This window comes from Hydrogenophaga sp., from assembly GCF_035481345.1.
Taxonomy (GTDB): domain Bacteria; phylum Pseudomonadota; class Gammaproteobacteria; order Burkholderiales; family Burkholderiaceae_C; genus Hydrogenophaga.
In genome coordinates this window covers 1-7,018 of sequence record NZ_DATIGV010000035.1, presented here as the reverse complement: position 1 = coordinate 7,018, position 7,018 = coordinate 1, and the positions used below count along the sequence as shown (strand labels likewise).

Sequence of the window (7,018 nt, the reverse complement as noted above, 5' to 3'; positions counted from 1 at the left end):
CCGCCGCGCGACGCGCGGCTTGAAGAAGCGGCCACCCCGGTGACCGTGCCAGAATCCCGGCGAAATCCGCATTCGCCTGGTGCATGGAACTCTCCCCTTCCGATCTCGGCGCCTTTCTGGAGGTGGTGCGCAGCGGCGGTGTCAGCCGGGCCGCGCAACACCTGGGCCTCACCCAACCATCGGTGTCCAAGGCGATCCGCCGCTTGGAGGACGAGGTCGGCGTGCAACTCCTGGAGCGTGGTGCGCGCGGCGCGCGGCTCACGGCGGAGGGCGTGCTGTTTCTGGAAGCCGCCCAACGCTTCGAGGCGCAGCGCTTCGAACTGGTGCGCGCCGCGCAGGAGCTGCGGGCGCGGCACGCGGGCCTTCTGCGGCTGGGCATCACCAGCCCCGCGGGTGACAGCATCGCCGCGCGGGCCGCCGCCGAACTCTCCCGCCGCCGACCGGGCATGCGCCTGCAGCTTCGCATCGGCAAGTCCGATGCCCTCGATGCGGCCATCGAGGACGGCGAGCTCGACCTCGCCGTTGTGCCCACCTACGAGGGGCAGCAACTGCAAGGCGAGCGCATCGACCTGGGGGAGGATCCCATGCGCGTCGTGGTGCGCCAGGGACACCCGCTGCTGGGGCTGCCCAGGGTCGGAATTGATGACCTCACCCCCTACGCCTGGATCATGGCACCGCCCCGAAGCTCGGCCCGGCGCCACCTGTTCGCCCTCTTCGAACGCAGCGGTGCCCCGCTGCCACGCGTCGCGATCGAAACGGAGTACACGTCCGAGGCCGCCATGGGCATCCTCGCCGCCACCGACCTGCTCAGCGTGGTGCCGGCCTCGGTGCTGCGCGGCTGGCTGGGCCGCGTGATGCCACTGGACATTCCGGCGCTGGACGTGCAGCGCACGCTGGTGATGCTGTCGCGTCCCGGGGCGCGGTGGTCCCCCTTGATGAACGACTTCCGGGACTTGCTGCTGAGCCACCGCGCCCGGTGACGGGGCATTCTCGGCGGGCATGGACATGAGCACGCCCGGGCATGCATCTGGCCCGGATCTGGCGATGAAATGGGTGTCTTCGATTCACGAGACACCTTGTCATGACCACGCCAAACATCGTTCTGATCGTCGCCGACAACCTGGGCTGGGGAGAGCTCGGTTGTTTTGGCGGCGGTGCGCTGCGGGGCGCGCCCACGCCCCGCATCGACCAGCTCGCACGCGACGGCCTGCTGCTGCAGAACTTCAACGTCGAAAGCGACTGCGTGCCCACGCGCTCGGCGCTCATGAGCGGGCGCCACCCGATCCGAACGGGTTGCCTGCAATCGGTGCCCCCCGGCCTGCCCCAGGGCCTGAGGCGCTGGGAGGTGACACTGGCGCAGTTGCTCGCGGCACAGGGCTACGCCACCGCGCACTACGGCAAATGGCACCTGGGGGACTGCGAAGGCCGCTTCCCGAGCGACCGGGGCTTCGACGAGTGGTACGGCATTCCGCGCACCACCGACGAGAGCCAGTTCACCTCCAGCGTGGGCTTCGACCCCGAGGCCGTGGAGCTGCCTTCCATCATGGAAGGCCGGGCGGGTGAGCCTTCGCGGGCGGTGAAGGTCTACGACCTCGACTCGCGCCGGGGCATCGACGAGGAACTGGTGGCGCGTTCCTGCGACTTCATGCGCCGCCACCGGGAGACCGGGCGCCCGTTCTTCCTCTACCTGCCCTTGGTGCATCTGCACTTCCCCACGCTGCCCCATCCGGATTTCGCGGGCCGCACCGGCCACGGCGACTTCGCCGATGCCATGGCCGAGATGGACCACCGCGTGGGCCAGGTGATCGATGAGGTGGATCGCCTGGGCATCGCAGAGAACACGCTCTTCATCTTCTGCAGCGACAACGGCCCCGAGTTCCGCGCACCGTACCGGGGCACGGCCGGCCCCTGGCGGGGCACGTACCACACGGCCATGGAAGGCAGCCTGCGCGTGCCCTTCATCGCGCGCTGGCCCGGTCGCATCGAAGCCGGCCGCATCAGCAACGACATCGTTCACGTCACCGACCTGTTCACCACGCTGGCCAGCGCCGCTGGCGCGGCTGTGCCGCACGACCGGCCCATCGATGGCGTGAACCAGTTGCCCTTCTTCACTGGCGCACACGCCAAGTCGGCGCGCGAAGGCTTCCCCTACTTCATCAAGAGCGAACTGCGCGCGGTGAAGTGGCGCGACTGGAAGCTGCACTTCTATTGGGAGCCGGAGGTGAACGAAGGCAAGGGCAAGCTCGAATCGCCCTACCTGTTCAACCTCACGCGCGACCCCAAGGAAGAGACCGACGTGCTCGTCTTCAACACCTGGGTGATGGGCCCCATGTTGCGCCTGGTGCAGGCCTTCAACGACAGCGCCCGGCACTCCCCTCACACACCCCCCGGCTCGCCGGACTGAGCCCCACGCCGATTCCCCGCCCCCGCCGATACCCGTCCACCGAAAGGAACCTCCCATGCCCACCCGTTTGTCGCGCCGCCTCGTCCTGGGCGTGAGCCTGGCCTCGCTGCTGTCCTCCCCCCTCGCCTTCGCGCAGGCCAAGCCCTGGCCAACGGCCAAACCCATCACCTGGATGGTCGGCTTCGTGCCGGGCGGCTCCGTCGATGCGCTCACGCGCGCGTTCGCGCAATCGATCTCCGCGCAGATCGGCCAGACCATCGTCATCGAGAACAAGCCGGGCGCCTCGGGCGCCCTGGCCCTGCAAGCCGCCGCACGCGCCGGCAACGACGGCTACACCCTCATCACCATCCCCGGGCCGGTGGTGCACGCCACACGCCAACCCGGCGTCGACAAGGAGTTCCGCGCCATCGGCCTGCTCTCCCAGGGCCCCATCGTGATGATCGGCGGCGCCGCGAATGCGCCAGCCGATCTGTCGGCACTGATCGCCGCGATGAAGAAAACCCCCGACCGATGGACCTTCGCCAGCTCGGGCACCGGCACGGGGCAGCACCTGGCGGGCGAACTCTTCAACAGCATGGCCGGCACCCAGATGACGCACATCCCTTACCGCGGCGGCGGCCAGGCGGTGTCGGACATCATGGGCGGTCAGGTCAGCCTGGGCATGCTGGGCGCGACGCCCGTGCTGCCGCACATCCAGTCCGGTGCGCTCAAGGCCTACGCGGTCACCACGCCGTATCGCATTCCCAGCCTGCCGGACGTGCCCACCATGGAAGAGGCCGGCCTGAAGGGTTACGACGCCACGCAGTACTTCGTCATGGCCGCGCCGGCCGGCATCGACCCCGCCATCGTCGACAAGCTCAACGCCAGCATCGCCATCGCCGCCAGGAGCCCTGAAGTGACGCAGGCGCTCAGCGCGGGCGGCCAGGTGTTCCAGCCGCTGTCGCCCGCCGATACCCAGCGCTTCGTGCAGAAGAGCCTGGACAAATTCCAGGACGTCGCCAGGCGCGCGAACATCCGCTTCAACTGAGCCCGACGCCCGGCGCCGGTCTCGCCCAAAAAAAGGCGCCCCGCAGGGCGCCTTTTTCGTGGGCAACGCACCCGCTTCAGACGCGTTCGAAGATGCCTGCGGCCCCCTGCCCCATGCCCACGCACATGGTCACCATGCCGTACTTCTTCTGGTGGCGCTGCAAGGCGTGCACCACGGTGGCCGAGCGGATGGCGCCCGTGGCACCCAGCGGGTGGCCCAGGGCGATGGCGCCACCCATGGGGTTGACCTTGCCCGGGTCCAGGCCCAGGGTGTTGATGACCGCGAGCGACTGCGCCGCGAAGGCCTCGTTCAGCTCGATCCAGTCCATGTCGTCCTGCTTCAGGCCGGCGTAGCGCAGCGCGGCGGGAATCGCCTCCACCGGGCCGATGCCCATGATGTGCGGCGGCACGCCGCGGCTGGCGTAGCTCACGAAGCGCGCCAGCGGCTTCAGGCCGAAGCGCTTGACCGCCGCCTCGCTCGCCAGGATCAGCGCGCCCGCGCCGTCGCTGGTCTGCGAGCTGTTGCCCGCCGTGACCGAGCCGCGCGCGGCGAACACGGTGCGCAGCTTGGCCAGGCCTTCCAGGCTGGTGTCGGGGCGCGCGCCTTCGTCCAGGCTCACGGTGCGCGTGCGCTGGCTCACCTCGGCCGACTCCAGGTTCACCTCACGCTCGGTCACTTCCACCGGCGTGATCTCGTTGGCGAACTCGCCGTTCTTCATGGCGATCAGCGCGCGCTGGTGCGATTGCAGCGCGAATTGGTCCTGCGCGTCGCGCGAGACCTTCCACTGCTGCGCCACCTTCTCGGCGGTGAGGCCCATGCCGTAGGCGATGCCGTACTGCTCCACGTCCTGCGTGTTGGCGAAGATGGCGGGCGACAGGCTGGGCGAGTTGCCCATCATGGGCACCATGCTCATGCTCTCGGTGCCGGCGGCGATCATCACGTCGGCTTCACCCACGCGGATGCGGTCGGCCGCCATGGCCACGGCCGACAGACCCGAGGCGCAGAAGCGGTTGACGGTGATGCCGCCCACGCTGTTGGGCAGGCCCGCGAGGATGGCGCCGATGCGCGCCACGTTCAGGCCCTGCTGCGCCTCGGGGATGGCGCAACCGCAGATCACGTCCTCGATGGCCTTCGGGTCCAGGCCGGGCGCCTGCGCGAGCGCGGAGCGCAGCGCGATGGCCAGCAGGTCATCGGGCCGCAGGTGCTTGAACGAGCCCTTGTGCGAACGGCCGATGGGCGTGCGCGTGGCGGCGACGATGTAGGCGTCTTGAACTTGTTTGCTCATGTCGTGGCTCCTCAGTTGCGGACCGGCTTGCCGGTGTTGAGCATCCCGAGAATGCGTTCCTGCGTCTTGGGGTTCGTGATGAGCGCGCAGAAGGCCTGGCGCTCCAGCGTCATGAGGTATTCCTCGCTCACCAGCGTGCCGGGGTCCACGTCGCCGCCAGTGACCACGTTGGCGATCAGGCTGGCGATGTGGAAGTCGTGCTGGCTGATGAAGCCGCCGTCGCGCATGTTCACGAGCTGACCCATGATCGTGGCCTTGCCGTCGCGGCCGGCCACCGGGAACAGGCGCTTGTGCGGTGCGCGGTAGCCGGCGCGGAACATCGCCTTCGCTTCGTTCAGCGCCACGTACAGCAGCTCGTCCTTGTGCGGCACGATCAGGTCGGACTCCAGCAGGTAGCCGATGCTGCGCGACTCGATGGCGCTGGTACCGACCTTGGCCATGGCCGCAGCGGTGAAGCCTTCGGTGAGGAAGGGCAGCAGGTCCTTGCCGGTGGACGCCTGGGCGTTCTCGGCCGCGCGTCGCGCGATGTAGGTGAGGCCGCCGGCGCCGGGGATCAGGCCCACGCCCACTTCCACCAGACCGACGTAACTTTCCATGTGCGCCACGCGCTTGCCGCTGTAGACGGCCAGTTCGCAGCCACCACCCAGGGCCATGCCGCGGATGGCCGAGACCACGGGCACGCTGGCGTAGCGCAGGCGCAGCATGGTCTGCTGCATGAAGCCTTCGGCGTCCTCGATGGCGGCCACGCCCACGGCCAGGAAGGCCGGCAGCATGGCCTGCAGGTCGGCGCCCACGCTGAAAGGCTCATCGCCCGACCAGACCACCAGGCCCTGGTACTGCGCCTCGGCCAGTTCCACGGCCTGCATCAGGCCCTCGCACACCTCGGGGCTGATGGCGTGCATCTTGGTCTTGATGCTGGCGATCAGGACCTCGTTGTCCAGCGTCCACAGGCGCACCGCATCGCTCTCTTCGATGGTGGTGCCCGCGTCGGCGAAGCGCGGGCCGGCTTCGCCGAGCAGCAGCTCGGGGAAGGGCTGGCGCTGGTACACGGGCAGTTCACGGCGCGGCTCGAACACGCCCTTGCCGGGGTTCCATGAGCCCTGCGCGGTGTGCACGCCGCCGGCCTCGGCCACCGGGCCCTTGAACACCCAGTCGGGCAGCGGCGCTTTGCTCAGCGCCTGGCCCGCCTCGATGTCTTCCTGGACCATCTTCGCGACCTCGAGCCAACCGGCCTCCTGCCACAGCTCGAAGGGGCCTTGTTTCATGCCGAAGCCCCAGCGCATGGCCAGGTCCACGTCGCGCGCGGTGTCGGCGATGGAGGCCAGGTGAACGGCCGCGTAGTGGAAGCTGTTGCGCAGGATGGCCCAGAGGAATCGGCCTTGCGGGCCGGTGCTGTTTCTCAGCAGCTTCAGGCGCTCGCCCGCGGGCTTCTTGAGCATGCGGCCATAGACCTCGTCGGCCTTCTCGCCCGAGGGCACGTACTCGCCGCTGTCCAGGTCGAAGCGCAGGATGTCGCGGCCCACCTTCTTGAAGAAGCCGGCCTTGGCCTTCTGGCCCAGGTGGCCTTTGTCCAGCAGCGCCTTGAGCACGGGCGGCGTGCCGAAGCTGGCGTAGAACGGGTCGGTCTCGGCGCTCAGGTTGTCCTGCAGCGTCTTGATGACGTGGGCCATGGTGTCCAGGCCCACCACGTCGGCGGTGCGGAAGGTGCCGCTGCTGGCGCGGCCCAGGCGCTTGCCGGTGAGGTCGTCCACCACGTCGAAGGTGAGCCCGAAGTTCTCCACCTCCTTCATCGTGGCCAGCATGCCGGCGATGCCGATGCGGTTGGCGATGAAGTTCGGTGTGTCCTTGGCGCGCACCACGCCCTTGCCCAGGCCGCTGGTGACGAAGGTCTCGAGCTGGTCCAGGATCTGCGGCTGCGTGGTGGGCGTGGGGATCAGCTCCACCAGCGTCATGTAGCGCGGCGGGTTGAAGAAGTGGATGCCGCAAAAGCGCGGCTTGATCGCTTCGGGCAGCGCTTCGCTGAGCTTGGTGATCGACAGGCCCGAGGTGTTGGACGCGACGATGGCGTGCGCGGCCAGGTGCGGCGCGACCTTCTGGTACAGGTCGAGCTTCCAGTCCATGCGTTCGGCGATGGCTTCGATCACGAGGTCGCACTCACCCAGCAGGGCCATGTGCTCCTCGTAGTTGGCCGCGACGATGAGGTCCGCGTCGGCCGCCACACCGATGGGCGAAGGCTTGAGCTTCTTGAGGTTCTCGATGGCGCGCGTGACGATGCCGTTCTTCGGGCCTTCCTTGGCGGGCA

Annotated in this window: 5 protein-coding genes; 3 read left to right on the top strand and 2 right to left on the bottom strand. The window is 68.8% G+C overall.

Annotated features, from left to right (window positions below):
- Positions 1-83: 83 nt before the first annotated feature.
- The 3 genes from VLG41_RS03520 (at position 84) to VLG41_RS03510 (ending at position 3,431) form a co-directional block, all read left to right on the top strand.
- Positions 84-980 (top strand): LysR family transcriptional regulator, encoded by an 897-nt coding sequence (locus tag VLG41_RS03520; RefSeq protein WP_325348011.1) that lies wholly within the window; start codon positions 84-86, stop codon positions 978-980.
- A 101-nt stretch (positions 981-1,081) separates the two neighbouring features.
- Positions 1,082-2,404, top strand: coding sequence for an arylsulfatase (locus tag VLG41_RS03515; protein ID WP_325348010.1), 1,323 nt, complete (start codon positions 1,082-1,084; stop codon positions 2,402-2,404).
- Between the two features lie 55 nt (positions 2,405-2,459).
- On the top strand, positions 2,460-3,431 hold the full coding sequence (locus VLG41_RS03510) for a tripartite tricarboxylate transporter substrate binding protein (protein WP_325348009.1): 972 nt from the start codon (positions 2,460-2,462) through the stop codon (positions 3,429-3,431).
- A gap of 76 nt (positions 3,432-3,507) precedes the next feature.
- Here VLG41_RS03510 and VLG41_RS03505 read toward each other — a convergent pair whose 3' ends face one another.
- Both VLG41_RS03505 and VLG41_RS03500 read right to left on the bottom strand, forming a co-directional pair.
- Positions 3,508-4,716: an acetyl-CoA C-acyltransferase gene (locus tag VLG41_RS03505; protein ID WP_325348008.1), complete on the bottom strand. Its 1,209-nt coding sequence runs from the start codon at positions 4,714-4,716 to the stop codon at positions 3,508-3,510.
- Between the two features lie 11 nt (positions 4,717-4,727).
- The coding region (locus VLG41_RS03500; protein ID WP_325348007.1) for a 3-hydroxyacyl-CoA dehydrogenase/enoyl-CoA hydratase family protein at positions 4,728-7,018 on the bottom strand (2,291 nt) is incomplete at its 5' end.

Bases quoted from the DNA above. Each gene is read 5' to 3' on its own strand.
- VLG41_RS03515 (WP_325348010.1), top strand. From the start codon at position 1,082: ATGACCACGCCAAACATCGTTCTGATCGTCGCCGACAACCTGGGCTGG.
- VLG41_RS03510 (WP_325348009.1), top strand. From the start codon at position 2,460: ATGCCCACCCGTTTGTCGCGCCGCCTCGTCCTGGGCGTGAGCCTGGCC.
- VLG41_RS03505 (WP_325348008.1), bottom strand. From the start codon at position 4,716: ATGAGCAAACAAGTTCAAGACGCCTACATCGTCGCCGCCACGCGCACG.
- VLG41_RS03520 (WP_325348011.1), top strand. From the start codon at position 84: ATGGAACTCTCCCCTTCCGATCTCGGCGCCTTTCTGGAGGTGGTGCGC.